Annotated in this window: 30 protein-coding genes; 11 read left to right on the plus strand and 19 right to left on the minus strand. The window is 28.5% G+C overall.

The features are described from left to right. Positions 1 to 9: 9 nt before the first annotated feature. A complete protein-coding gene (locus ACTTA5_RS00250) occupies positions 10 to 675 on the minus strand; it encodes a haloacid dehalogenase type II (protein ID WP_440646981.1) in 666 nt (221 codons plus the stop codon). 16 nt (positions 676 to 691) lie between these two features. Between ACTTA5_RS00250 and ACTTA5_RS00255 the strand changes: the two genes are divergently transcribed. The 9 genes from ACTTA5_RS00255 to ACTTA5_RS00295 all read left to right on the plus strand — a co-directional run bounded on the left by ACTTA5_RS00255 (position 692) and on the right by ACTTA5_RS00295 (position 8,827). Beyond that, on the plus strand, positions 692 to 1,393 hold the full coding sequence (locus tag ACTTA5_RS00255) for an RsmE family RNA methyltransferase (RefSeq protein WP_440646983.1): 702 nt from the start codon (positions 692 to 694) through the stop codon (positions 1,391 to 1,393). Between the two features lie 60 nt (positions 1,394 to 1,453). Further along, positions 1,454 to 2,269 carry a cytochrome c oxidase subunit II gene (coxB, locus tag ACTTA5_RS00260; protein ID WP_440646985.1) on the plus strand — a complete coding sequence of 272 codons (816 nt, stop codon included), beginning with the start codon at positions 1,454 to 1,456 and terminating at the stop codon, positions 2,267 to 2,269. 1 nt (position 2,270) lies between these two features. Further along, positions 2,271 to 3,905 (plus strand): cytochrome c oxidase subunit I, encoded by a 1,635-nt coding sequence (gene ctaD / locus ACTTA5_RS00265; RefSeq protein ID WP_075506423.1) that lies wholly within the window; start codon positions 2,271 to 2,273, stop codon positions 3,903 to 3,905. A 30-nt stretch (positions 3,906 to 3,935) separates the two neighbouring features. Then, a complete protein-coding gene (gene cyoE / locus ACTTA5_RS00270) occupies positions 3,936 to 4,847 on the plus strand; it encodes a heme o synthase (RefSeq protein WP_262589797.1) in 912 nt (303 codons plus the stop codon). Positions 4,848 to 4,968: 121 nt separating this feature from the next. After that, positions 4,969 to 5,499, plus strand: a complete 531-nt coding sequence (locus tag ACTTA5_RS00275) for a cytochrome c oxidase assembly protein (protein ID WP_440647126.1) — start codon at positions 4,969 to 4,971, stop codon at positions 5,497 to 5,499. Between the two features lie 10 nt (positions 5,500 to 5,509). Continuing rightward, positions 5,510 to 6,298, plus strand: coding sequence for a cytochrome c oxidase subunit 3 (locus tag ACTTA5_RS00280; protein WP_440646987.1), 789 nt, complete (start codon positions 5,510 to 5,512; stop codon positions 6,296 to 6,298). A gap of 10 nt (positions 6,299 to 6,308) precedes the next feature. Then, the gene (locus ACTTA5_RS00285; RefSeq protein ID WP_440646989.1) at positions 6,309 to 6,962 is read left to right on the plus strand and encodes an SURF1 family protein; all 654 of its coding nucleotides are present in this window, start codon (positions 6,309 to 6,311) and stop codon (positions 6,960 to 6,962) included. After that, positions 6,963 to 8,345 (plus strand): threonine synthase, encoded by a 1,383-nt coding sequence (thrC, locus tag ACTTA5_RS00290; protein ID WP_440646991.1) that lies wholly within the window; start codon positions 6,963 to 6,965, stop codon positions 8,343 to 8,345. After that, entirely contained in the window at positions 8,342 to 8,827 is a 486-nt protein-coding gene (locus ACTTA5_RS00295) for a peroxiredoxin (protein WP_440646993.1), read from the plus strand. Before thrC ends, ACTTA5_RS00295 begins: the two co-directional genes overlap by 4 nt. Here ACTTA5_RS00295 and rnhA read toward each other — a convergent pair. Genes rnhA through ACTTA5_RS00370 form a run of 15 tightly spaced genes read right to left on the minus strand, consistent with a single transcriptional unit; the run spans position 8,819 to position 21,488 of the window. Beyond that, positions 8,819 to 9,244: a ribonuclease HI gene (gene rnhA, locus ACTTA5_RS00300; RefSeq protein WP_440633004.1), complete on the minus strand. Its 426-nt coding sequence runs from the start codon at positions 9,242 to 9,244 to the stop codon at positions 8,819 to 8,821. The two genes, ACTTA5_RS00295 and rnhA, sit on opposite strands and share 9 nt — an antisense overlap. Beyond that, positions 9,244 to 10,209, minus strand: a complete 966-nt coding sequence (locus tag ACTTA5_RS00305; RefSeq protein ID WP_440646995.1) for a homoserine kinase — start codon at positions 10,207 to 10,209, stop codon at positions 9,244 to 9,246. Before ACTTA5_RS00305 ends, rnhA begins: the two co-directional genes overlap by 1 nt. Beyond that, positions 10,210 to 11,154 carry a 4-hydroxy-3-methylbut-2-enyl diphosphate reductase gene (ispH, locus tag ACTTA5_RS00310; protein WP_440646997.1) on the minus strand — a complete coding sequence of 315 codons (945 nt, stop codon included), beginning with the start codon at positions 11,152 to 11,154 and terminating at the stop codon, positions 10,210 to 10,212. Continuing rightward, entirely contained in the window at positions 11,135 to 12,082 is a 948-nt protein-coding gene (locus ACTTA5_RS00315; RefSeq protein WP_440646999.1) for a Brp/Blh family beta-carotene 15,15'-dioxygenase, read from the minus strand. Before ACTTA5_RS00315 ends, ispH begins: the two co-directional genes overlap by 20 nt. Beyond that, positions 12,083 to 13,147 (minus strand): lycopene cyclase family protein, encoded by a 1,065-nt coding sequence (locus ACTTA5_RS00320; RefSeq protein WP_440647001.1) that lies wholly within the window; start codon positions 13,145 to 13,147, stop codon positions 12,083 to 12,085. Next, positions 13,134 to 13,985, minus strand: a complete 852-nt coding sequence (locus ACTTA5_RS00325; protein ID WP_440647003.1) for a phytoene/squalene synthase family protein — start codon at positions 13,983 to 13,985, stop codon at positions 13,134 to 13,136. The genes ACTTA5_RS00320 and ACTTA5_RS00325 overlap by 14 nt, the downstream gene beginning before the upstream one ends. A 1-nt stretch (position 13,986) precedes the next feature. Then, complete coding sequence (gene crtI / locus ACTTA5_RS00330) at positions 13,987 to 15,447, minus strand: phytoene desaturase family protein (RefSeq protein ID WP_440647005.1); 1,461 nt, start codon at positions 15,445 to 15,447, stop codon at positions 13,987 to 13,989. A 39-nt stretch (positions 15,448 to 15,486) separates the two neighbouring features. Continuing rightward, positions 15,487 to 15,984, minus strand: a complete 498-nt coding sequence (locus ACTTA5_RS00335; protein WP_440647007.1) for a F0F1 ATP synthase subunit B family protein — start codon at positions 15,982 to 15,984, stop codon at positions 15,487 to 15,489. Beyond that, positions 15,974 to 16,564, minus strand: coding sequence for a F0F1 ATP synthase subunit B family protein (locus ACTTA5_RS00340; protein WP_440647009.1), 591 nt, complete (start codon positions 16,562 to 16,564; stop codon positions 15,974 to 15,976). Before ACTTA5_RS00340 ends, ACTTA5_RS00335 begins: the two co-directional genes overlap by 11 nt. A gap of 4 nt (positions 16,565 to 16,568) precedes the next feature. Further along, positions 16,569 to 16,796, minus strand: a complete 228-nt coding sequence (locus tag ACTTA5_RS00345; RefSeq protein ID WP_006997791.1) for a F0F1 ATP synthase subunit C — start codon at positions 16,794 to 16,796, stop codon at positions 16,569 to 16,571. A 17-nt stretch (positions 16,797 to 16,813) separates the two neighbouring features. Continuing rightward, positions 16,814 to 17,548, minus strand: coding sequence for a F0F1 ATP synthase subunit A (locus ACTTA5_RS00350; protein ID WP_075506408.1), 735 nt, complete (start codon positions 17,546 to 17,548; stop codon positions 16,814 to 16,816). A gap of 9 nt (positions 17,549 to 17,557) precedes the next feature. Then, a complete protein-coding gene (locus tag ACTTA5_RS00355) occupies positions 17,558 to 17,833 on the minus strand; it encodes an AtpZ/AtpI family protein (RefSeq protein ID WP_262589780.1) in 276 nt (91 codons plus the stop codon). A 9-nt stretch (positions 17,834 to 17,842) separates the two neighbouring features. Beyond that, on the minus strand, positions 17,843 to 20,416 hold the full coding sequence (locus tag ACTTA5_RS00360; RefSeq protein ID WP_440647011.1) for a chromosome segregation SMC family protein: 2,574 nt from the start codon (positions 20,414 to 20,416) through the stop codon (positions 17,843 to 17,845). An 8-nt stretch (positions 20,417 to 20,424) separates the two neighbouring features. Further along, entirely contained in the window at positions 20,425 to 21,003 is a 579-nt protein-coding gene (locus tag ACTTA5_RS00365; protein ID WP_440647013.1) for a thioredoxin domain-containing protein, read from the minus strand. Further along, entirely contained in the window at positions 21,000 to 21,488 is a 489-nt protein-coding gene (locus ACTTA5_RS00370) for a DUF721 domain-containing protein (protein WP_440647015.1), read from the minus strand. The genes ACTTA5_RS00365 and ACTTA5_RS00370 overlap by 4 nt, the downstream gene beginning before the upstream one ends. On the opposite strand from ACTTA5_RS00370, the gene ACTTA5_RS00375 reads away from it, so the two are divergent. Then, the gene (locus ACTTA5_RS00375; protein WP_440647017.1) at positions 21,489 to 22,475 is read left to right on the plus strand and encodes an A/G-specific adenine glycosylase; all 987 of its coding nucleotides are present in this window, start codon (positions 21,489 to 21,491) and stop codon (positions 22,473 to 22,475) included. Beyond that, the gene (locus ACTTA5_RS00380) at positions 22,472 to 23,617 is read left to right on the plus strand and encodes a salicylate 1-monooxygenase (RefSeq protein ID WP_440647019.1); all 1,146 of its coding nucleotides are present in this window, start codon (positions 22,472 to 22,474) and stop codon (positions 23,615 to 23,617) included. Before ACTTA5_RS00375 ends, ACTTA5_RS00380 begins: the two co-directional genes overlap by 4 nt. Here the strand turns inward: ACTTA5_RS00380 and ACTTA5_RS00385 are convergent. The 3 genes from ACTTA5_RS00385 to ACTTA5_RS00395 all read right to left on the minus strand — a co-directional run bounded on the left by ACTTA5_RS00385 (position 23,614) and on the right by ACTTA5_RS00395 (position 26,065). Continuing rightward, positions 23,614 to 24,684 carry a site-specific DNA-methyltransferase gene (locus tag ACTTA5_RS00385; protein ID WP_440647020.1) on the minus strand — a complete coding sequence of 357 codons (1,071 nt, stop codon included), beginning with the start codon at positions 24,682 to 24,684 and terminating at the stop codon, positions 23,614 to 23,616. The two genes, ACTTA5_RS00380 and ACTTA5_RS00385, sit on opposite strands and share 4 nt — an antisense overlap. 104 nt (positions 24,685 to 24,788) lie before the next feature. Continuing rightward, positions 24,789 to 25,349, minus strand: coding sequence for a ribonuclease HII (locus ACTTA5_RS00390; RefSeq protein WP_440647022.1), 561 nt, complete (start codon positions 25,347 to 25,349; stop codon positions 24,789 to 24,791). Then, positions 25,349 to 26,065: a uracil-DNA glycosylase gene (locus tag ACTTA5_RS00395; RefSeq protein WP_440647024.1), complete on the minus strand. Its 717-nt coding sequence runs from the start codon at positions 26,063 to 26,065 to the stop codon at positions 25,349 to 25,351. The genes ACTTA5_RS00390 and ACTTA5_RS00395 overlap by 1 nt, the downstream gene beginning before the upstream one ends. Between the last annotated feature and the right edge of the window lie 8 nt (positions 26,066 to 26,073).

Genomic DNA, 26,073 nt, shown 5'->3' on the forward strand with positions numbered 1-26,073 from the left:
TATAATTATCTACTTAGTTATATCAAGTAGACCATTTAAGTTTTTAATTTCATTTTGTGGTGAATAATCAAGTTTATCAAAGATATTATTATTTCTATTTACCCATATAGAATTGTATCCATAGTTTCCTCCACCAGATACATCCCAAGTATTCGCACTCAAAAAAGCAACTTCATTTTTTTCAATTTTATATTTTTTTACTGGCATATCATAAACTTTAGAGTCAGGCTTAAAAACACCAACTTCTTCAATTGAAAAAATATCATCAAACAAATTATTTAAATTATTACTTTGTACTAATTCATTCAACAAAGAAGGCGTCCCATTGGAAAGTATAGCTAGTTTAAAATTTTTTTCTTTTAAAGATTTTAATACTTCTGGAACTTCTTCAAAAGGCGAGAGAATTTTATATAGATTTAATAATTCTTCTCTCATTGAATTATCTATTTTAAATACACTCATTGATTTATCTAAACTGTCTTCAGTGATTTGCCAAAAATCTTTATGTCTTTTCATTAAACTTCTAAGCCAAGTGTATTCTAATTGTGTAGTTCTCCAATAATTTGCAAAAGCTTCCCACTTATCACCAATTTTGTCTTTACATTTTTCTGCTGCTGAATTTACATCGAATAAAGTGCCGTAAGCATCAAAAATTATTGCTTTAATATTTTTCATAAACTAATTTAATAATATGAGTAACATTAGATTATATTTTTCTAAAAGTTTATCTAATAATTTAACTGATACACTTGATAAATCTCAATCACATTACGTAAACAAAGTAATGAGAGTTAAAGAAAATGAAATGTTTTCTTTATTTAATAGCAGTGGAGAATGGGAAGCAAAAATTTTAAATATCTCAAAAGGTGTTGTTGAATTTAATGTTACAAAACAATTAAGACAGAAAGAAAATCCAAAAGAATTGTGGTTGGCATTTTCTCCAATTAAATCAAATTATTTTAACTTTATGATTCAAAAAGCAACTGAGTTAGGAGTTACAAAATTTATTCCAATAATATTTGATAGAACGATTGTTCGTAAAATTAATAAAGAGCGATTAGAGAAAGTAATTATTGAGGCGTCCGAACAATCAAATAGAATTAATGTTCCAGATATTGAAGACCCAAAATCATTAGATGATTTTTTAAATAACAATAAAGTTGATTTAATTTTCACTGATCTAAATTCTAAAAATACTAAAATAGATTTAAAGAAGGTTACAGATAAACCTACATGTGTAATTATAGGTCCAGAAGGAGATTTTTCTGAAGAGGAAAGGGCTAAGATTCTAAAATTTAGCGGAGTTCAACCATTGAAAATTAATGAGAATATATTGAGATCTGAAACAGCTGTAATTTCAGCTATATCGATCATAAAATACGCCATAAATTGATATTTTGTCGCGAAAACTAAAGTGTAATTTTTTTGAAGACGTTCTATATAGGGTAAAAAAATGAAAAAAATTTTAATAACAATTATTTCAATTTTAACTCCTTCAGTTGCGTTTGCCAACCAGCCAAAAGATTGGCAATTGGGTTTTCAAAAAGCAGCTTCGGAATCTATGAGAGATATAGTTAATTTTCATGACAAATTGTTATTACCAATCATAATTGCGATAAGCGTTTTCGTTTTATTTTTGATGGTCTATGCATGTGTCAGATTTAGAGCATCAGCAAATCCAGTTCCTTCTAAAAGAACTCACAATGTTGCTGTAGAAGTTTTATGGACATTAATTCCATGTATAATTTTAATTGTGATGGCAGTTCCATCGTTTAAAATTTTATATAAACAAGATTCAATACCAAAAGCAGATGTAACAGTTAAGGCAATTGGTTATCAATGGTACTGGGGATATGAGTATCCAGACGAAAATATTATTTTCGACTCTTACATGATTGAAGATAAGGATTTAAAAGAAAATCAGCCAAGATTATTAGCAGTAGATAATGAATTAGTGGTTCCAGTAAATAAAGTAGTTAAAGTTTTAATTACTGCAAATGATGTTTTACACGCTTGGGCTTTACCATCTTTTGGAGTTAAAAGAGATGCAGTTCCTGGAAGAATAAATGAAACATGGTTTAAAGCAGAAGAAGTTGGAACTTATTATGGACAATGTTCTGAGCTTTGCGGAATTAAACATGCTTTTATGCCAATTACAGTAAGAGTTGTTTCTGAGGAGGAATATCAAGAATGGCTTACTGGTGCTAAAATAAAATTTGCAAAAGAAATTAATGAAGAAGATCAATTTAAAAAACTAGCGAGTAAATAATATGTATACACAAACTGCATCACACGACGATCATCATACACCAACTGGTTGGAAACGTTGGGCGTATTCAACTAATCACAAAGATATCGGTACAATGTACCTTATTTTTGCAATTGTTGCAGGTGTGATAGGAACTGCATTCTCAGTTTTAATGAGAATGGAATTGATGCATCCAGGTGATGGAATTTTAGGTGGAAACTATCATTTATACAATGTCTTAGTAACAGGTCATGGTTTAATCATGATCTTCTTTATGGTTATGCCAGCAATGATTGGTGGTTTTGGAAATTGGTTTGTACCAATTATGATTGGTGCACCTGATATGGCATTCCCAAGAATGAATAACATTTCATTTTGGTTACTACCAACTTCATTCATTTTATTAATCATGTCTATATTTATGGATGGCCCTCCAGGTCAAACTGGAGTTGGTGGTGGATGGACAATCTATCCTCCTTTATCATCTACAGCAGGACAGCCTGGTCCAGCAATGGACTTTGCTATTTTAAGTTTACACTTAGCAGGAGCGTCTTCAATTTTAGGAGCGGTAAACTTTATAACTACAATTTTAAACATGAGAACTCCAGGTATGACATTGCATAAAATGCCTTTATTTGCTTGGTCAATTTTAGTTACAGCGTTCTTATTACTTTTATCACTTCCAGTGTTAGCAGGTGCAATCACAATGCTATTAACTGATAGAAATTTCGGAACTGCATTCTTTGATGCTCAAACAGGTGGAGATCCAGTATTATTTCAACACCTATTCTGGTTCTTTGGTCATCCTGAAGTATACATTTTAATTTTACCAGGTTTTGGAATGATCAGTCATATTGTTTCAACATTTTCTAGAAAACCAGTATTCGGATATTTAGGAATGGCATATGCAATGGTAGCAATTGGAATAGTTGGTTTCGTTGTATGGGCTCACCATATGTATACAGTTGGTTTAAGTACAGATACTAAAGCTTACTTCTTAGCAGCTACGATGATTATTGCTGTTCCGACGGGAATTAAAATATTTTCTTGGATAGCAACTATGTGGGGTGGTTCAATATCATTTAAGACACCTATGGTCTGGGCTTTAGGGTTTATATTTTTATTTACAGTTGGTGGAGTTACAGGTGTAGTTCTTGCAAACGCAGGTGTAGATACAGCAATGCATGATACTTACTATGTAGTAGCTCACTTCCACTATGTATTATCTTTAGGTGCGGTGTTCGCAATCTTTGCAGGCTTTTATTACTGGTTTGGAAAAATGAGTGGTTACGAGTATTCAGAATGGTTAGGTCAATTACACTTCTGGTTAACATTTATTGGTGTAAACTTAATTTTCTTCCCTCAACACTTCTTAGGTTTAGCGGGGATGCCTAGAAGATATGCAGATTATCCAGATGCATTTGCTGGTTGGAATTATATATCTTCAATTGGATCATATATTTCTGTAATTGGTTTAGGAGTATTTTTCGCAAATCTAATTTATGCATTTTATAAGAAAAAAGCTGCTGCACAAAACCCTTGGGGTGAGGGGGCAACAACTTTAGAGTGGACAGTACCGTCTCCTCCAAATTTTCATACTTTTGATGAATTACCGAAGTTTGAAGATGAAGAAAGTGCAGAAAAATCTACTACTTAAAAAGTATTTAGATTTTTTGTCTAAAATTAAATGATTAAGTCTAAGTTAAAAAATAGAAATTTAAGTCAAGAAGACGTTTTCAATTTCTCTGAGTTGTTTAAACTTATGAAGCCAAGAGTAATGTCTCTTGTAATTTTTACATGTGCAGTTGGATTGTTAATGGCGCCAAATATTATTCCAACAAAAGATGCAATAATTGGAATTATTTTAGTTTCTATTGGGGCTGGTGCCGCTGGAGCTTTAAACATGTGGTACGAGTCTGATTTAGATGCATTAATGACAAGGACTTGTTTAAGACCTATACCAACTGGGAAGGTTAATAAAAACCAAGCTTTGATTTTTGGTATCGCTTTATCAATATTTTCTGTTGTTGCTTTAGACTATTTTGCAAATACAGTTTCAGCAGCTTTATTGTTATTTACAATTTTGTTTTATGTGCTGGTTTATACCGTTTGGCTTAAAAGAAAAACGCCTCAAAATATAGTTATTGGAGGCGCTGCAGGAGCATTACCACCTGTAATTGGTTGGACTATAGCTACTAACTCACTTTCACTTGAGCCATTAACTTTCTTTCTAATTATCTTTTTTTGGACACCATCACATTTCTGGGCACTAAGTTTATATAAATCTGATGATTATAAAAAAGCAAATATTCCAATGCTTCCATTGACTAATGGTGTTGAAAGCACAAAATTAAATATATTTGTTTATTCGTTAATAATGTTGCCAGTTATTGTCTTCCCATACGCAATTAATTTTGTTGGTCTAGTATTTTTAATTCCATCATTAATTTTGACAATTTATTATAATTACTTATGTTTTGAACTTTACAAATTTAAGAAGAACAAGTTTGATGCAAAAAAAGCAAAAACAATTTTTGGATACTCCATATTATATTTGTTTTTAGTTTTTGTATTTTTCTTAATAGATAAAATTTTATGATAACACCCGATAAAAAAACAAAGAAAAAAAATATTATTACTGCTTTAGCAATTTTAGCTTTTATGGTTTTTTTGTTTGTTTTTACATTATATAACGTTGGCGTATTTGATAGGCAGATATGATTAAGAGCAAAACATTAACTCCATTACTTCTGGCAGGTATTTTTTGTTTAATGTTAGGTTTATCTTTTGCGGCAGTGCCCTTATATGATCTTTTTTGTCGTGTAACTGGCTTTGGAGGAACAACCCAAGTATCTAAAGAAGCTCCGAAAATAGTTTTAGATAAAGTTGTGAGTGTAAGATTTGATACGAATGTAAACAATCTTACTTGGGATTTTAGGGCTAAATCAAATGTCATTGATGTTAAAGTTGGTCAGGTAAATAGAATTGAGTTTGAGGTTGAGAACTATGGAGATGAAACAACTTATGGAGTTGCTAGTTTCAATGTTTCGCCTGCAAGTTTTGGTAAATATTATAGTAAATTAGGCTGTTTTTGCTTCGAAAAACAGGAACTTAAGGCAGGTGAGAAGGCAACTTATATTATGACTTTTTATTTGGACCCAGAACTGGTAAATGATCCAACAGTTAAAAACTTACAGGATGTAACTATGTCGTATACTTTTTTCTCGACAGATTATTATAAACAATCATAATTAAAAAAATATGTCAGCTGAAAAAAAACATGATTATCACTTAGTAGACCCAAGTCCTTGGCCTATATTTACATCTTTTGCATGCTTGGTACTAGCTATTGGAGCAATTTTTTATATGCACAATGATGTATCTTGGGGAATGTATTTAGGATTAGCTCTTGTAATTTATGCAGCTTATATGTGGTTCAGAGATGTTGTGATTGAAGCTGAACATCAAGGTCACCATACCCCAGTTGTTCAAATCCATCATAGATATGGAATGACTTTATTTATTGCTTCTGAAGTTATGTTTTTCGTTGCATGGTTTTGGGCATATTTTGATATAAGTTTGTTCCCAAATGAGTTTGTTGGAAATGTTTGGCCTCCACAAGACATAGAAACTTTTGATCCATGGGACATTCCATTAATCAATACACTAGTTTTATTATTATCTGGTACTACAGTAACTTGGGCTCATCACTCTTTATTAGAAGATGATAGAAAAGGATTTATTCAAGGACTAACAGCAACTGTTGCACTAGGTTTCTTTTTTACTTTGTTGCAGGCTTACGAATATCATCATGCTACATTTGATTATTCAGGACATATTTATGGTGCAGTATTTTATATGGCAACAGGTTTTCACGGTTTCCACGTAATTGTTGGAACAATCTTTCTTGCTGTTTGTTTATGGAGAGGAAGATTGGGTCACTTTACGAAAGATCACCACTTTGGTTTTGAGGCAGCTGCTTGGTACTGGCACTTTGTTGATGTTGTTTGGTTATTCTTGTTTGCGGCTATCTACGTTTGGGGAAGTTAATATTTAATCCTTGAAGAATAAGCTTCTATTTTCAGTTTTTGTTTATTTTATAATTTTAGTTTTGTTGTCATTAGGCTTTTGGCAATTGTATAGATTAAGTTGGAAATTAGATCTAATCAATCAAATTGAAAATTCTTTAAAGATTGATCCAGTTGAACTTCAAAATGTAGAAAAAAAAAATTATTTAAGAATAAAAACATCAGGACAAATTGATTTTGAAAAACAAATTTATCTCTATAATCTTAATGAAGCTGGTAAACCCGGATTCGAAGTAATTAATCCAATTAAAATAGGAAATGAAGATTATCTAATTAATAGAGGCTGGATATCTTTTGATAATAAAAACAAACCAGAGATTAATGTTGTTGATCAAAAAAATATTATTGGTACTTTAATGCTTCAATCAAAATCAAGCTCATTCAAACCTAAGAATGAAGTGGATAAAAATTATTGGTTTACACTAGATCGGGAAGATATTTTAAAATTTACAGGAAAAAACTTTTCAAAATATATTATTTATTTAAACGGTAACTACGAAAACCCAAGACCAAGAGTGATCACTGCTAAAATTTCAAACAATCACAAAAAGTACGCAATTACTTGGTTTTTGATGGCGATTTCAATCCTTTTAATATATCTATATTTTAGAAAGAAAAATTATTAAATGAGATACGTCAGCACTAGAGATACTTCAAAAACATATGAATTTAAGGATGTTTTTATTAAAGGTCTTGCTGATGATGGGGGGTTGTTTATTCCTAGCTCACTTCCAAAATATAGTGAAAAAGAAATTCAAGAATTGAGATCACTTAATTATTCAGATTTAGCAAAAAAAATTATTTTTCCTTTTATAGGAAGTTTTATGGATAAAGATGAATTGTCTAAAATAATTGATAAATCTTATTCTGTTTTTAGGAGAGAAAATGTAATTGATTTCTTAAAAATAGGAGATCGATCAGTCTTAGAGTTATTTCATGGCCCAACACTAGCCTTTAAGGATGTTGCTATGCAACTTCTTGGAAATTTTTACGAATTTTATTTAAGCAAGCAAAAAGAAAAAATTAATATTGTAGTTGCCACATCTGGAGATACAGGGGCAGCAGCTATAGATGCAATAAAAGGAAAAGAAAATTTAAATATTTTTGTACTACATCCTGATAATCGAGTTTCTTCTGTTCAGCGAAAAATCATGACTACTGGAAAACATGAAAATGTATTTAATATCGCTATTAAAGGAAATTTTGATGACTGCCAAAACTTAGTTAAATCAATGTTTTCAGACACAAAATTTTCTCAAGATATTAATATGTCAGGTGTAAATTCAATCAACTGGGCAAGAATTATTGCTCAATGTGTTTATTACTTTTACAGCTATTATCTCATTGATGATCACACTAAACCCACTAATTTTTCTGTTCCCACAGGGAATTTTGGAGATGTATACGCAGGTTATTTAGCCAAAAAAATGGGTTTGCCCATTAATAAGTTGATTGTTGCAACAAATCAAAATGACATTCTCCATAGAGCTATTTCAAACGGTAATTACGAGGCTGAGACTGTTTCCGAGACTATTTCTCCTAGCATGGATATACAGATTGCAAGTAACTTTGAGAGACTTATTTTTGATTTGAATGATAAGAATTCAGAACAAACATCAAAAGACATGATGAAAATTAAAGATGAAGGAAAATATTCAATTGATAAAGAAAAGTTAAATTTAATTAATCAAGATTTCTTATCAGCAAGAATGAGCGAGACCGAAACACTTGATATTATTAAGTCTGTTTATCAAGAATTTAATATTGTTTTAGACCCTCATACTGCAATTGGTTATGGAGCTTTTGATAAACACAATCTCAATGGTAATAATATTGTGCTAGCAACAGCACATCCGTGTAAGTTTCCTGATGCAATTCAAAGTGCTATAAATATTAAAGCTGAGTTACCAAATGAACTTCAATTTATATTAAATGAGAAAGAAAATTATGATATTCTTGAAAATGATATTGAAAAAGTAAAAGAACATATTAAAGATAGATCCAAATGAAAATAAAAGAAAACGATAACCTACCAAATTCAGAAATTTTTGTTCTTCAAGATGGAGAGCCTGTAAAAAAAAATATAGAAGATTTTTTTAAAGACAAAAAAGTTGTAATATTTGGACTACCTGGGGCATATACTTCTGTATGTTCTGCTAAACATTTGCCAGGATATATTAAGATGCATGATCAATATAAAGAAAAAGGTATTGATCATATAATTTGTATTTCAGTAAATGATCCCTTTGTGATGAATGCTTGGGGTAAACAAAATGATGTAGGTGAAAAAATTGTTATGATGGGTGACCCATTTCTTAATTTCACAAAAGAAATTGGTGCAGATGTTGATAAGAGTGGCAGAGGTTTAGGGATTAGATCTAATAGATACACGATGTATGTTGATAACATGAAGGTTATTAAACTTCAGGAAGAAGCAGATACAGGATCTTGTGAAATCTCAGCAGCAGAAAATTTCTTTAAATTAATCTAGACTTGCAGCTTTTTTAGCTAATAAATCAACTTCTTCATTTAGTGGATTTCCAGCATGAGCTTTAACCCAGTTCCACTTAATTTTAGAATTATTATTCAAATCATGCAATTGAACCCATAAATCTTTATTTTTAACATCTTCTTTATTAGATGTTTTCCAATTATTTTTAATCCAATTGTGGATCCAATCAGTAATTCCATTTTTAACATATTTAGAATCCGTGTAGATTTCTATCAAATCTTCAGAATTTACCTCTTTTAATGCATTGATTGTCGCCATTAATTCCATTCTATTATTTGTTGTATCTTTTTCACTTCCACTTATTTTTTTCACTTCATTATCAGTGCATATTATTGCTGCCCATCCACCATTTCCTGGATTTTTTAAACATGAGCCATCAGTATAAATTTTAATCATTAAATCAAATAATCTTTAAAACTATTCAAATTGTTATGGGTAATAAGTTTTTGATAATATTCGTTTGGATCTTTAATTTTGATTAATGCTGTTTTTGGAGTATTTGTATAATCAAATAGTCTAGTTAACAGATATCTTAGAGCAGCACCTCTGCACAAAATATTTAAATTGTTTTTTTCATTTAAATTAATTTTCTTAACACTGTTGTATCCCTTGATTAATTTATCAACTTTCTTCTTATTAATTACAAATTTTTTATTTTTTTCATCAAAACATAGTGCATTAATACAGATTGCTATTTCATACATATAGTAATCGTTAGCAGCAAAGTAAAAGTCTATAATTCCCGACAGCTTATTTTTATCAAAAAAAATATTATCTACGAATAAATCACCATGTATAATTCCAGAAGGAAGATTTTTTGGCCAATTTTTTTTAATATCATTAAAATTATTAAATAAAAATTTTTTCAAATTTGATCCTTTATTTGATTTAAATTTAATACTCTGGAGTAAAGGTTTTAAATATTTTACACCCATTGAATTTTTTCTAGTAAATTTTATCTTCTTAGTAACCATATGCATTTTAGCTACTGCTTTTCCAATAACATAGCAGTCACTTTCGTTAACTTTCTTTTTATCTTTTCCACTTAAGAAAGTCACAATACAGGCTGTTTTATTTTTTAGTTTAATTAAATAATTTTTGTCTTTAGTTTTAAGTGGTCTTGGGCAATTAATTTTTGAATCATTTAAATAATCCATTAATTTCATAAAAAAAGGTATCTCTTTTGGAAGAACTCTCTTCTCAAAAATTGTGAGAATAAACTTTTTATTTTTGGATTTTAAAATGTAATTTGTATTTTCAATTCCTTTAGTAATTCCTTGGAAACTTAAAATTTTTTCAATATTAAACTTCTTATTTATTATATCGATATTACTCTGATTTATTTTTGTATATACAGCCATTTAATTTAATTTGTTAGGAACTTTAAAGACCACATTTTCTTTTATAATTTCTACTTCCTCAAGATTTATAGAAAATTTTTTTTTTAATTCATTAATAAAATTTTCTACAAGAATTTCGGGTGCTGATGCTCCTGATGATATACCAATAGTATTTGAATTCTGTATTTGATCAAAAGGAATTTCACTTTCAGAATGAAAAAGTTGTGAATTTTGACAACCTGATTTTTTTGCTACTTCAACAAGTCTAACTGAATTTGAAGAGTTTCTACTACCTATTACAAAAAACATATCACACTTTTTTGCAATATTTTTTACTGCCATTTGTCTATTAGTTGTTGCATAACAAATATCCTCTTTTGCTGGCTCTTTAATGTTTGTATATCTATCTTTCAAAATTTTTATTATTTCTTTAGCGTCATCAACAGATAGTGTTGTTTGAGTTATATAAGCCAATTTTTCTTTATTATTGGTTTTATACTCCATTGCTTCAGCTTCATTTTGAACCAAATCAATAGATCCTTTGGGTAATTGGCCCATAGTGCCTATTACTTCTGGGTGGTTCTCATGTCCAATCAAAATAATATGATAACCAGCTTTATTTAAGTTTTCCGCTTCTCTATGAACTTTAGAAACTAGTGGACAAGTAGCATCTACATAAGTCATTTTATAATTTTCAGCATCTTCTGGTATTTTTTTTGGAACACCGTGTGCAGAAAAAATAACAGGTCTAGATTTGTCATTAATTTCCTCCAATTCTTCAACAAAGATAGCACCTTTATTTTTTAAATTATCAACAACATGCTTGTTATGAACGATTTCGTGTCTAACGTAAACTGGCGATCCATATTTTTGAATAGATTTTTCTACAATCTCTATAGCTCTCTCAACACCAGCACAAAAACCTCTTGGAGCAGAAAGTAAAATTTTAATTTGTTTGTTTTTCATTTTTCTCTAAAAAATATTCCAGCAATATATGTGGAAAGGTTAAAGACGCCAAACCAATAAAAATTAGTTTTAAGATTGCATCATCTAAATAATTAACGTCATTTAACAAAAATAATACAATTATTGAAATAAAGATTGTTAAAAGAGTAAGTGGTAAAGCCTTTAAAATAAATAATTTTAGTCCATTTTGGAGATTGTTTTCATCAAGGTCGGTCGCAAGCGAAATAGAGTGCCTCACAGAATGTAAAAAACAAAAATAAATTGTAAAAGCTATTAAAGGAGTAAAGTAGTAATTTAAAATTATAATTGAGAAATAATCAAAAAAAATAGTGAATTTTTTTAATTCAAACTTATCAATAAATAAAAATACACTTGATAATGAACTCAAAATAATTGATATCTCGATTATCTTTTTTTCTTCTAAAAATTCTAAGAATAAATAAAAATTTTCATTAACAACAAGTAATGATTTGAATATTTTCACAGTATCATCAAAATGAAAAAAAAGCGGGGCAAGAATTATGAGCGATCCTTTTAAAAGGTATAATAATTGAATTAAGTACGATTTTTTGTTTATTAAAAATTGTGTATCTTCTTTACCAAAATGAAATGCTGCCACTATAAGAAAAACTAACAGTGTGGTTGCAGGTAAGAGTGACCAAATAATAATGACGCAAACCGCTATAAAAATATAAAAGATATAGAAAATATATATTCTTTCAAAATTAAACAATTTAAGAAGTTTTTTACCTTTAATATTATCTAATGCACCGTGTGAAACTCCAATAGTTAAAATTAAAAATAAGCATATTGATGATGAAATATCTAAATAATTTAATTTAAACATCACAACAGAAAATATATTAATTAGCAAAAAAAATATAAATGAATGATTAAGGTTAATTTTTTTAATTAATTGATTAGTCATTTAAAATAATTCTTTTAAAAATTTCCATTTAGGCATTTTTAAAATTATTTCTAAATCTTCAAAAAAATTACTTTTATTAGATAAGAAATTAATAGCAGTCTTAGGTGAACTATTGAACATTTTAAAAAAAATTTCCCCCATATCTGAAGAGTTATTTCTTAAAACTTTCAAAAAAATATTGTCCAAAAAATCATATTTTTTCTTAATTTTAAACAATTTAGCTTTAGAAATATTTTCAATGTTTTCTGTTATATATTTGCTGTGTTCCTGAATATTTAAAAAAGTATAACCCGTGCTTAATCTTGTCATATCACCGGCTGATCCAATATATATTTCATTTAATTTTTTTAGATTTTTATTTCTAAATAAAGGTATAGAGCCTTCTTCTTTAAAATTGATTTTATAATTTCTGATATTTAAATGGTTTTTTAAGTATTGATCTATTTGATTATCATAATCTTTTATATTTTCATTACTTAAATTTGATATCCAGGTAGTTTCCACAAGAGCACTTTTTTTTGAAAAAGGTAAAGTGTAAAAAAAATGAACCTCATTTTTTTGATCACACGCAAAATCCATTAAGTTAAATATTTGGTCATCAAAAAAATCTTTTTCTGTTTCAATTTCTACACCACAAAAATGTTGCCACAAATTATTTGTCTTATTTTCAAAATTTGGAACGCTGTTAAAAATTATTGAATTTGATAATTCAATATCATTAATATTCTTAAAAAATTTTATATTTTCATTTAATTTAAGTTTTGAAAGAATTTTGTCATAAAATTTTCCAGTATCTATAGATTGATAAGGTGTTAGCTTGCAATCAATAAACTTTGTATCATTAGGAATGTTTATAGAAAAATTATTCCAACTTTTTTTTACACAATCATCAAAATTATGTGGAAATACTTTCCAAAATGACCAAGTTTTGTCTCTTTTATATTCGTCCCTAGGCTCAATTATAGCCAAAGATTTATTTTTTAATTTATCAGAAATTTCAAGTTCATAAGCCAAAGACAAACCTGCACAACCACCACCGATAATTATATAATCAAAATCTTTCATTTAAATTTATCTCTTCATTAATTAATGAATGATCATGTTCAATGTTATTATCATTTTTATTTGTAAATGTTAAAATTATTAAATCAAATATTGATAAAAAAGTTTCAATAATTTTTTCAATTTTTGTTACATAAATTTTTTCAGAATTTTTATAATTTTCTAAATTATTTTTATTAATTATTTTGTGTCCAATTTTTCTGTAGACTCGCCTTGCAACTAAAATAGAGAATCTGAAACTTAAAGGTATTTCTTTAATTGAGTAAAAAGAATTTTCATAAAATCTTTCAGATAAAGAAATGGTAGATTTGATATCGTTGAAATTTTCATTGATATAAATTCTTTTATTATTTTTATCTTCAATTACGTCTCTTGAAATATTGGTAAGCTGCATTGCTATTCCAAGATCGATAGCTGATTTCAAGGAATCTGTCTTATTAACTTTTAAAATTTTTGCCATCATTAAACCAACTGTACCTGCTACTCTATAAGAGTAAATTAATAACTCTTTTTTTGATTTTAATTCCACTCTTTCTTTAATATCTGAATTAATCCCATCAAATAAATCATTAATTACTTTTGTTGAAATATTAAATTCATCTATAAGTTCCCAAATATTTTTAATAACAATGTTTTTAAAGTTTTTATTTAAAAAATCTTTTTTAAAGTTTTCAAATTTAATTATTTTGTCTTCTAATTTTGCTGGATCATCTGCAATATTATCCGCTTCTCTACAAAAATCATAAAGCGCAGAACATTTGTCATAAGTTTTTTTTGGTAAAAAAAAACCAGCCCAATTAAATGATTTTGCATATGTTGATAAATAATTTTTAGTTAACATTCTAGATCAATTTATCTAATACTTTTGCTGATGAAAGTACTCCTGGTACTCCCGCACCTGGGTGAGTTCCAGCACCAACAAAATATAAACCATCATAAATCTCTGATTTATTATGAAATCTAAAATAAGCTGATTGAGTAAATTTAGGCTGAATTGAAAAACCTGATCCATATTTTGTATTTAGTTCTTTCTCAAAATAATCAGGTGTAAGATAAAAGTCTGATACAATATTATCTCTAAGATTTGGCATTAAATCATTTTCCATTTTATCAATCACAAGATTTTTCATTTTTTCACCTTCTATTTGCCAATCTATATTTGATTGATTATTTGGAACTGGAACCAATACATAAAAACAATCACTACCCTCAGGAGCCATGCTCTTATCTGTTGCAGAAGGTCTATGTAGATAATAGCTAATATCGTTATTTAATTTTTTATGATCAAAAATATCATCCAGATGTTCTTTATATTTGTTTCCAAATTTAATTGTATGATGCTCAACGTTTTCATAGACTTTTTTGGTTCCAAAATAATAAACAAATAAACCCATTGAGTAATCCATCCTCTTTTGTTTCCAATCAAACAGCATTGAGTTTTTTAAGTTTTTACTAGTCATCTTTTCATAAAAAGCAGGAGGGTCGGCATTACAAATAACATTATCAGCTTTGATAATCTCTTCATTGTCAACTACAACACCAGTAATTTTATTATTCTTAGTAATAATTTCTTTTACCTCAGTATTTTTTATTATTTTGATTTCTATTTCCTCCATTAACTTTTCAAATCCTTTAATTATATTTCCTGTACCGCCCATTGAATAATGAATGCCCCATTTTTTTTCTAAATAAAGAATTAGCCCATAAATTGAGGTAGTTGTGAATGGATTACCACCAACCAAAAGTGGATGCATACTAAGCATCCTTCTTAATTTTTCATTTTTTACATAAGAAGATACTAATGAATAAACTGATTTATAACTCTTAAGTTTTAATAATGCTGGCAGCTGTTTCATCATAAAAAAGGGTCTATCAAATGGAACATCTGCAAGTTCTAAAAATCCTTTCTCAAAAATTTTTTTGGTAAAATTTACTAAATTTTCATAACCCTTAACATCTTCTTGATTTAAATTTTCAATTTGTTTTTTCATTTCTATTTCATCACCTGAGTAATTAAATTTAGTTTGGTCCTCAAAAACAAATTGATACCAAATTTTAAGTGGGGTTAGTTTTATGTAGTCCTCAGGATTTTTAGAAAACAAACTGAATAGTTCGTTAATTAAATATGGAGCTGTTATTACTGTTGGCCCAGCATCAAAGGTAAAACCATCTTTTTTGAAAACTCTAGCTCTTCCACCTAGATCTGAATGTTTTTCTATTAATTTTACTTTATGTCCTTTGGCTCTTAGTCTAATTGCTGTAGCAATACCACCAAATCCAGATCCAATAACTATAGAATTCATTGCTGTAATTTATAGCTTTTTAAGGAAATTGTAACCGTATTATGAGTTTATTTTTTTTAGCTGTTCTTTAGTTTCTTCTAAATTTTTTTGAAATACAGCATCCAGTTTAGATTTATCAACTGATGTAGTTATGATTTTTTTTACTGAATCTACCGCTATTTTGATTGAAGCATCTTTTATTTCTTTCAATGCAGCCTCTTTCATTTGGCTAATTTTATTTTCAGCTAAACTTTTTTTAATTTCTGATGATTTATGAAATTTATCATTTAAATCTATTATTAATTTATCCGACTCTTTTTTTGCATTCTCCAAAATTTCATTACTTACTGAAGTAGCGGTATCCAATTTTTTTTGAGCATTATCGAGCAAAGTTTTTGCTTCTGTTCTCAATTTTTCACTTTCATCTATCTCATTTTTGATGTCAGAAATCATACCATCAAGCATCTGAGAAACTTTTTGTGGAATTTTAAAGTAAAATAAAACCCCGATGAAGATTACAAATGAAATTGCTACCCAGAAAGTTGCATCAATTGCCATAGTATTTATCTCCGTTTCTTCTAGATAGATCGTCAACAATTGCTGATATACTGCTATTATTTACTTCAGCACCAATCAGTTTCTGAAGTAACTCAGATGACGTTTCTATAGCAATTTTATTTATTTTGTCAGGCGCATTATCTCTTAAAGCTTGGATTTCTTTTTCCGCTTTAGCTATTTCGTCATCTATTTGTTTATCAAGAACGTCTCTTTTAGCATTTATATCTTTAACTGCCTTTTCTCTTGCTTGATTAAACATAGCATTAGCTTCAGTTTTGCTTTTTAAAATTATTTGATCATATTCTTGAAGTTTGGTCTCACTATCTTCTCTTTGTTTTTCAGCTGCCTCAATATTTTCTAGAATTTGAGATTTTCTAGATTCTAAGTTGTTACTAATTTTTGGAAGGATTAGTTTAGATAAAACCAAATACATTATCCCAAAAGTAAGTACCAACCAGAAAATCTGAGAAACCCAAAACTCTGGATTTAATTGAGGCATACCCCCACTTTCAGCGGCAAAAGCTTCTTTGATAAAAAAGAAGCTTAAAAATACCAGATGAAGATATATTTTTTTGACCATTAACTTAAAACGCAAATAAAATAATCAATGCAACAACTAATCCAAATAATCCTGTTGCTTCAGCAAGTGCAAAACCTAAAAGTAGGTTAGGAAATTGTTTCTGAGCTGCTGATGGGTTTCTCATAGCACCTGATAAATAATTTCCAAAAATTATTCCAATACCAACACCGGCACCAGCTAAAGCTATTGCTGCTAAACCTGCTCCGATCATTTTTGCTGCTTCTAATTCCATTATATCCTCCTCTGTTATTAATGGTGTAAATTTAATGCATCATTTAAATAGATGCAGGTTAAAATTGCAAAAACATATGCTTGAAGAAAAGCAACTAATATCTCCAAACCAGTTAATGCAACCGAAAAACTTAGTGGAAGCCATCCACCAACTATTCCAAGACTAATTACAAAGCCTCCGAAAACTTTCATCATTGTATGACCAGCCATCATATTTGCAAATAATCTAACTGATAGACTTATTGGTCTACTTAAATAAGAAATAATTTCAATAACTACTATTAAAGGAAGTAATACTGCTGGTACTCCACTTGGTACAAACAATTTTAAATATCCAAAACCATGTTTAATAAATCCAATTACTGTTACGCCAATAAAGATAAATGCAGCAAGAACAAATGTAACGATAATATGACTAGTTACAGTGAATGTGTACGGTATCATTCCAAACATGTTGCAAAATAAAACAAACATGAACAATGAAAAAATAAATGCAAAATATGGTTTTGCTTTAGAACCAGCTGTATCACTAATCATTTTAGCAACAAAGGTGTAGCTAAGTTCCGCTAATAATTGAATTTTATTTGGTAAGATTGAATTTTTCTTAGATCCTAAATTAAAAATTAATAAAATAGAAACAGTGCTTATAATCATAAACAAACTTGCGTTTGTAAAAGATATATCAAATGCTCCAACTTTTATTTCAGGTCCAATTCTATAAACATCGAATTGGGACATCGGGTTTGCTGCCATAGTACTAACTTATTTTTGCATCTTTTTTGCTGATCTAATCACGTTTGTTATTCCAGCGACCACCCCAACAAAAAAAAATATTAATATAAACCAGGGTTTAGTACCAAAGGTCTTGTCAAAAATAAACCCAATAATTGTCCCGACGGCCACTGCAGAAACAAGTTCTGTGCTCAATTTGAATGCAGTTCCAATAGGCGAGGGATTATCCTTCTTGTTATAAAGATTTTTCTTGGAAATCTTGCTTTTTGCAATCTCTAAGCGAGTTTTAAAAGGGTCTTTTGCCATTTATTCTGGTTAAGCAACCATACTTTCTGCTTTTTGAAGGTCTACGGCTACCAGTTGGCTTATCCCTTTTTGAGGCATAGTTACCCCATATAGCCTGTTCATTTTAGACATTGTTAAGGCGTGGTGAGTAACAATTATAAATTTAGTGTTAGTAATTTTAATTAATTCCTCTAGCAAGCTACAAAATCTTGTAACGTTAGCATCATCAAGAGGAGCATCCACCTCATCTAAAACACAAATTGGAGAAGGGTTAGTTAAAAATACTGCAAATATCAAAGATAGGGCAGTAAGTGCTTGTTCACCACCAGATAATAAAGTTATAGATTGAAGCCTTTTTCCTGGTGGACTGACTAACATTTCTAAACCAGCTTCTAATGGATCATCAGAGTCTACTAATTCAAGCTTGGCATTTCCTCCATTAAAAAGTTTTGTATAAACCTCATTAAATTTTCTGTTAACTTTTTCAAATGCCTCAACAAGTCTTTCCCTTCCTTTTTGATTTAGCTCATCAATACTATCTTTAAGTTTAACAATTGCGGTAACTAGGTCACTACGATCTTGTTCCATTTTTTTTATTTCTTCTTCATACTTACTAGTTTCCTCATCTGCTTTTAAATTTACAGAACCTAATTGATCTCTTTGTTGTTTTTTTTTATCTAATGCATCTTCTTGATCAACATGATTTGGAAGTTCTTCAACTCCAAATAAATTTGAATTTTCTAAAATATTTTCTTCTGTTAAATTTAATTCTGTATTCACTCTATCAAGCAAATCATTTTTTCTTTTTTGTAAACCTTCTATGGTTGCACCTGAGCTAGCTTTTCGCTCTCTAATTTGAATTGATTGCTCTTGTATTTCATTTAGTTGAGCTCTTAAAGTTTCAATTTTTTTATCAGTTTCTTCTACAATTTTTTCGTTCTCTATTTTTTCTTCATCAGAAATTCTTAAATTTTCTGTAATTTGACCTTTTCTTTCTGCTTGTACTCTTGGCTGATTTTCTAAATCATTTAATTGTTTAGATAATTTATTTTTTCTTTCAGTTAATTCATTTACCATCTTTTCTGAATTAGATAAAAGATTTTTCCAGCTTTCTATTTCAGTCTCTATTGTTTTTATTCTTTCATTTCTTTTTACTGATTCATTCTTTATTGACTGATTTTTACTATATGCATCAGCATATTTTTCTTGAAGTATTTTTATATTATGAGATTTCTCATTTACACTTAATAGCTCTGTTCTTGATTTTTCATTTTTTAAATCATTAATAAAATTGTCTAATTCCATATTACATCTATCTAGTAATGTAACTGCTTGATTTATCTCATTACTATCAATTAATTCTTTTGCTCTAGTAATTGAATTTTTTACATTCTTTATAGGACCAATGCTTATTTTAATTGTATCGTCAGCTAAATTATTAACAACTTCGTCAACTTCTTTTTGCTCTCTTTCAAGTTCATTTTTTGCATTTTCTAGATCTTCGTTTGATAACTTTTCTGTTTCAAAATATTTTGAATCTACTTCAATCAAGTCTGACTTTTCTTCCTTTAATCTTTTTTCATTAGAGTTAGCATCAATAATAATTCCATTTTCTCTTGATATGTCTTCGTCTAAAGTTTTTATTGATTTCTTAATTGTTTCAATTTCATCTTGAATTCTAGTATTTTCCTCATCTAGGTTCTGTAGTTCCAAATTAAGTCTCTGTATTCTTGATAAATTCTCAATATTTTTTTCTCTAAGTGGAGCAACTTTATCGGTTGAAGTTTTTATTAAGTTTTCAAGTTCAGATATCTGATTGTTGAAACTTTCAACTTCACCTCCTGCCTCTGTATTAATTTCATTTTCTATTCTTATCTCCTTATCGATATCCAATAATCTTAGATAATATAGACCAGCCTCTATTTTTTTTATTTCTTCTGAAATTAATTTGTATTTTGTAGCTTCTTCAGCTTGTTTTTGAAGATTTACTAGTTGTTTTTCTTGTTGCCTTCGTAATTCATCAGCTCTTTTTAAATTATTTTCAGCCGCACCGAGTCTAAGTTCAGCTTCATGTCTTCTTACATGTAAACCAGAAATTCCAGCTGCCTCCTCAAGTATTGCTCTTCTGTCAGTAGGTTTTGCTGTCACTAAAGCTCCAATTCTTCCTTGGCTAATCATAGAAGGGGAATGTGCGCCCGTTGAAAGATCTGCAAAAAACATTTGAGCATCTCTTGCTCTTACTTCTTTGTCATTAATATAAAATTTAGAACCCTTATCTTTTTCAATTTTTCGTCTAACTTGAATGTTTTCTAATTCACGATACTGAATGGGACCTTCTTTTTCTTTGTTCTCTACTTCTATGGAAACTTCAGCAATATTTTTTGATGCTTTATTTGATGTACCTGAAAAAATTACATCTTCCATTCCTGAACCTCTCATACTTTTTGCAGAGGTCTCTCCCATCACCCATCTCAAAGATTCAACTATGTTAGACTTTCCACAGCCATTAGGACCAACTATTCCAGTAAGGCCTTCTTCTATTAAGAAATTTGTTTTTTCAGCAAATGATTTAAATCCATTTAATTGGATTTTTTTAAACTCCATGCACTAACTTATATCATTTTTTCTAGTGCTTTTTTCAAATTTTTATAATTAAGTTTTTTTTCGAATTTTTCGTTGTTTATTATTATCGTAGGGGTTGCGTTTACTTTGAAATTTTTTGCACCCTCTATTCGGTCATTTAACACAAAATCCTCAATATTTTTGTTATTCACACAAGATTCAAAATCGATAGAGAAACCTTCATTTTTTAAAAATATTTGAAGATTTTTATTTGCTTCTTCAATAGAGCTTCCCTTTACCCATTTTTGTTGGTTAGCATATAAACTTTCCAAAATATCAGCATTACCATCATTTTTACATTGAGCAACTTTTGAAGCGTTGAAGGCGGCAATATCTAAAGGAAAATGTCTAAATTCTATTTTAGCAAGACCTGTGTCCAGATATTCTTTTTTAAGTTCTGGATAAACGTTTTTATGAAAATTAGCACAATGGCTGCAAGTTAGTGACTCAAACGCAATTATAGTTATTTTTGCGTCTTTATTTCCAACAATAATTCTTTTTATTTCTTCAGCATTTAAATTTGAAAAGCTTCCCAAAACAATTATGGCAAGTAATATAATTTTTTTCATTTTTCTTTATAAACTTTTGTTAATTCTGTTAATGATTTTTTAATCTTTTCGTTTTTAACATCTTTGATTTTATCTCGATATTTACTAATTGCCACATTATTAGAATTAATTTCATTCAAACTGCTAGTTTTTTGTTCGTCATCAAAGCTAATAAATTTAAGCTTTTCAACAACATCGTAGCCGAAAAAATTATTCATTTTATCTAAAATATTTTTTTTTGAATATTCTACATCTACCTCATGGCCTCTTTTAACCATCACAACTAAAGTACTCACACCAAATCGATTTGAGTTTTTGAATGTTTTTGGGAAACAGACTTTAAACAATTCATTTCCAACTAAATATTTCCAATTACTCAGTGTTTCTGAATATATATGACCTTTTTTATTAATAATTTTTTTTAGATTTTTTGGCAAAGTGTCTTTGAAAGATCTTAACCCTTGAATGCTATTATTTCTCTGCTTAGTATTATTTTTAAATTGCATATGAAAGATCTAATAATAACAAATAAAATTCTCAATTGGTACGATATAAATAAGAGGTCTTTACCTTGGAGAAATAAGGTTTCACAAGAAAAGAAACAATACTTTACATTGGTTAGCGAGTTCATGTTGCAACAAACTCAGGTTGCTACTGTGATACCTTATTTTAATAGATTTATTAAAAATATCCCTAATATTGAAAAGTTATCAAAATATAATAATAGAAAATTAACCAAACTTTGGGAAGGTCTTGGATATTATTCAAGAGTAAGAAATTTAAAAAAAACTGCTCAAATAATTGTTAAAAAATTCAATAAAAAAATACCTAGAGATTTTTATGAATTAAAATCATTACCAGGTATTGGCGATTATACAGCGAGTGCAATTTCAGCAATCGCATTTAACAAACCAATAATTCCTTTGGATGGAAACATTGAAAGAGTATTAAAAAGATACTTATATTTAAAGAAACAAAGTCAAATTAAAAAAGAATTCTTACAAGATCAAAAAAAAATTTTTGGCACATCAACAAAAAGATCAAGCGATTATGCGCAAGCTTTGATGGAACTCGGTGCATTAATTTGTAAACCTACAAACCCTTCATGCAATAAATGTCCATTATCTTATAATTGCAAAGCATTTAAAAATAAAAATTTTGATTTAGTGAAATTTAAGAAAATTAACAAGGAAACATATTATAAATTAAATGTTTATAAAAAAAATAACCAATATTTATTAATCAAAAATATTAAATTTAATTTTTTGAAAAATTTAAATATTTTTCCAATGGATCAATTAAATAATCCTAAAAATTTTGATAAAGATTTAAATTTTAAAATATCTAATATGAATATGAATATTAAAATTGAATATAAAAAGAAGCATAACTTTGACAAAAATATTAATTGGATAAATCCTGCAAAGCTTGAAAATTATGTGCTTCCAACATTTACGAAAAAGATAATAAAATTTTTAGAAAGTCAAAAATGAAAAAAATAGCAATTATTGGCGCAGGTATTTCGGGTCTGTTTATAGCTAATTTATTTAAAGGAAATAAAGATTATCAGGTCACAATTTATGAAAAAAAAACTTCATTAGAAATAGAAGAAGGTTATGGTATTCAATTATCTGTTAATAGCGTAAAGTTATTAAACAAATTAGGCTTCTCTTCCTTGTCGGACAAAGAGAAATTTAATCCAAAAAAAATTGATTTTTATGAAATTAAAAATTCAAAGAAAATTTGCGATTTAGATATTTCAGAATTTAATTCTGATGATTGTAAGTACACAACATTAAAAAGATCAAAATTACTTCAGTTTCTAATAAATGGACTGGATAAAAATACAATCCAGTTTAACTGCAGTTTAGACAAGATAGGATCCAGTAATGATTCAATAAATTTAACTTTTGATAAAGAAAAAATAACTTGTGATCATTTAATTATTTCAGATGGTGTATTTTCAAAAGGAAAGTCATTAATTTCAAATAATAATTCAGAACCAATTTACAATAACACTATCGCTGTTAGAGCCAGTGTATCCAAAGAAAGTCTTGATAATATAAACGAGGAGAATGTTTCTTTATTTTTAGGATCAGATTTTCACTATGTATTATATCCACTTAATAATGATAAAAATTTTAATTTTATTGGGATATTGAAGAATAAGTTAAATTCTGATCAGCAAAAAAACCATAATCTTTGCAATGAAAGTACATTTATTGAGGGCATTAAACAAAAATTATCTGAAAAAATTTCATCAAAAGTATTTCAGAGTCTTGAAGATATTAAATTGTTTCCAGTATTTGTAAGTAAAAATCCATTTATTCCTCCCAAAAATATTTATTTAGTTGGAGATGCTTTTTTTGCATTCTCTCCTTCTTTTGCTCAGGGAGCCTCACAATCAATAGAAGGAGCCAATCAATTACATGAAATTATAATTAATCAAAAAAATGATTTTTATAATTCTAGATTAGAGCGAGTAAAAATGATTAATAGAAGATCTGATTTTAATCAATTTGCTTTTCATTTATCAAATCCGATTATGATCTTTTTTAGAAATATTTTTTTAAAGCTTTTGACAAAAAATAAAAAATTTCTGCAAAGTTATTTAGGTAAAATTTATAAAGATTAATTTTTAGAAATTAATCTTTGTCTCAAGTAATCGATTGGGTAGGTTCGTCCATTAATATCACAATGCCAAAATGTCCAACCATTACAGCTTTCAGCTCCCAATATAGTAGCTGCAACTTTATGAATAGAACCTTCCGCTTGGTTGTGCTTGATGCTACCATCAGCCATTATTCTTGCTGTTATTTTTTTCTTATTATCAAAAATATTTGTTCCAGGCTTAATTATTCCAAGCTCTACCAAGGATCCAAATGGAATTCTTGGTTTTGATCTATTATTTTTAAGTGTATCTAATAAATCATCTTCAATTGGTTTGGTAGCCTTTAAACGTTCCTCAGCAGCTTTAAAATAATTCTTTTCTTTTTCTATACCAAAATAATTTCTCCCTAGTTTTTTTGCAACTGCAGCAGAAGTTCCAGAACCTAAAAAAGGATCAAGAACTAGATCATTTTTATTTGATGTAGCTAGTAAAATTCTATGTAAAAGTGATTCTGGTTTTTGAGTAGAGTGAATTTTTTTTCCATTTTTTTTAAGTCGTTCAGAACCACTACAAATAGGAAGACTCCAATTAGATCTCATCTGAAGATCATCATTTAAACATTTCAAAGATTGATAATTGAATGTGTATTTTGATTTTTCACTCTTCGAAGCCCAAATTAAAGTCTCATGAGCATTTGTAAATCTTGTGCCTCTAAAGTTAGGCATTGGATTATTTTTATTCCAGATGACATCATTTAGTATCCAGAAACCTAAATTTTGTATTGCGGTTCCTACTCTAAAAATATTATGGTAACTACCTATAACCCAAATAGCTCCATCTTTTTTCAAAATCCTTTTGCATTCATTAAGCCATTCATACGTGAATTCATCGTATTTTTTAAAATTTTCAAATTGATCCCACTTATCGTTTACAGCGTTGACTTTAGATCTATCTGGTCTAGTCAATTCACCTTTCAATTGTAAATTATATGGAGGGTCAGCAAAAATTAAATCAAAGGTTTCACTTGGAATTTTTTTTAATTCTTCAAGACTGTCTCCGTTAATTATTTTATTTTTAAAATCAGATTTCATTTGTAAAAATTAATTAGACTCCAAATAGATTCTTCGGTCAACCTGTGATTGAAAAAATTGGATTCGATTTGTGTATCGAATTTTAATGACAACTAGATGTGGTATTAAGTTAATCTAGATATAGGAGAGAAAGTTTTTCTATGATGTTTGGTTATGCCTAGTTTTTTTAATGCTTGTAAGTGTTGTTTGGTGCCATAACCAAAATTTTTATCCCAATGATAACCTTTATTTTTTTTTGATAGTGTAGCAACAAATCTATCTCTTGATACCTTTGCTATTATAGAGGCTGCTGAAATTGAAGGAATTTTTCTATCACCCTTTATGATCGATTTTAATTTATAATTTTTTAAATTTGGAATTTTGTTTCCATCTATCAATACAAGAATTGGTTTTTTTGTTAATTTTAATATAGCTCTTTTCATAGCAAGTAAACTTGCATTTTGTATATTGAGTTTTTCAATCTCGTTAACAGAAGCTTTGCCTAATGACCAAATTGAATTTTTTTTAATATAATTAAAAAGGTATTCTCTCTTTTTTTTACTCAACACTTTCGAGTCTTTTAAAATTTTTGGATCCACAGATTTTTTTAGAATGACAGCAGCAGCATAAACAGGACCTATTAAACTACCTCTGCCGACCTCATCAACACCAGCTATTAATTTCATTAAATTGTTAATTTTAACTCTTTAACTTTTTCTCTTATTTTTTTTAAATCTTCCCAAGAATATTTTTTGTTATCTGGATATCTAATTAAATAAGAAGGGTTAAAAGTTATCATTAAAGGATAAGTATTATTATTTAAAATTATTTCCTTCCATTTACCTCTCTCTGAAGATATTTTTTCATTAATCCCAGTAACAGCTTCCATAGCTGTGCTACCCATTAAAATTATAATTTTGGGATCAATAATAGATATATGTTCTTTTAAAAAGTTTGAGTAACGTTTAATTTCTTGTGAGGTTGGTTTTCTATCCTCTGGTGGTCTAAAATTTATTGCATAACTTGTATAAATATTTTCTCTTTTAATATTTATTGCTATTAACATTTTGTCTAAAAGCTCTCCACTTTCTCCTTTAAAAGGGTTTCCAACTTTGTCTTCAATTTCACCTGGAGCTTCTCCGATTAACATTATAGGACTATCAATATTTCCTTCTCCAAGAACAATATTTTTGGAATAATTTCTTAGTTTACAATTTTCAATTGAATTTAATTGTTTCTTTAGATTTTCTAATAAATCTTGTTTATTTCTTTGATTGATATCACTTTCTTTTTTGACCTCAGAAAACCTATTAATAGGTTTTTTATCAAATACAAAATTGGCTTCTATTGTATTTATTAATTCTTCGTTTAATTTGTCGTTTTGATTTATCAATTTTTTCACCTTACAAG

Origin of the sequence: Candidatus Pelagibacter sp. HIMB1521, assembly GCF_052047875.1 — a bacterium.
Classification (GTDB): domain Bacteria; phylum Pseudomonadota; class Alphaproteobacteria; order Pelagibacterales; family Pelagibacteraceae; genus Pelagibacter.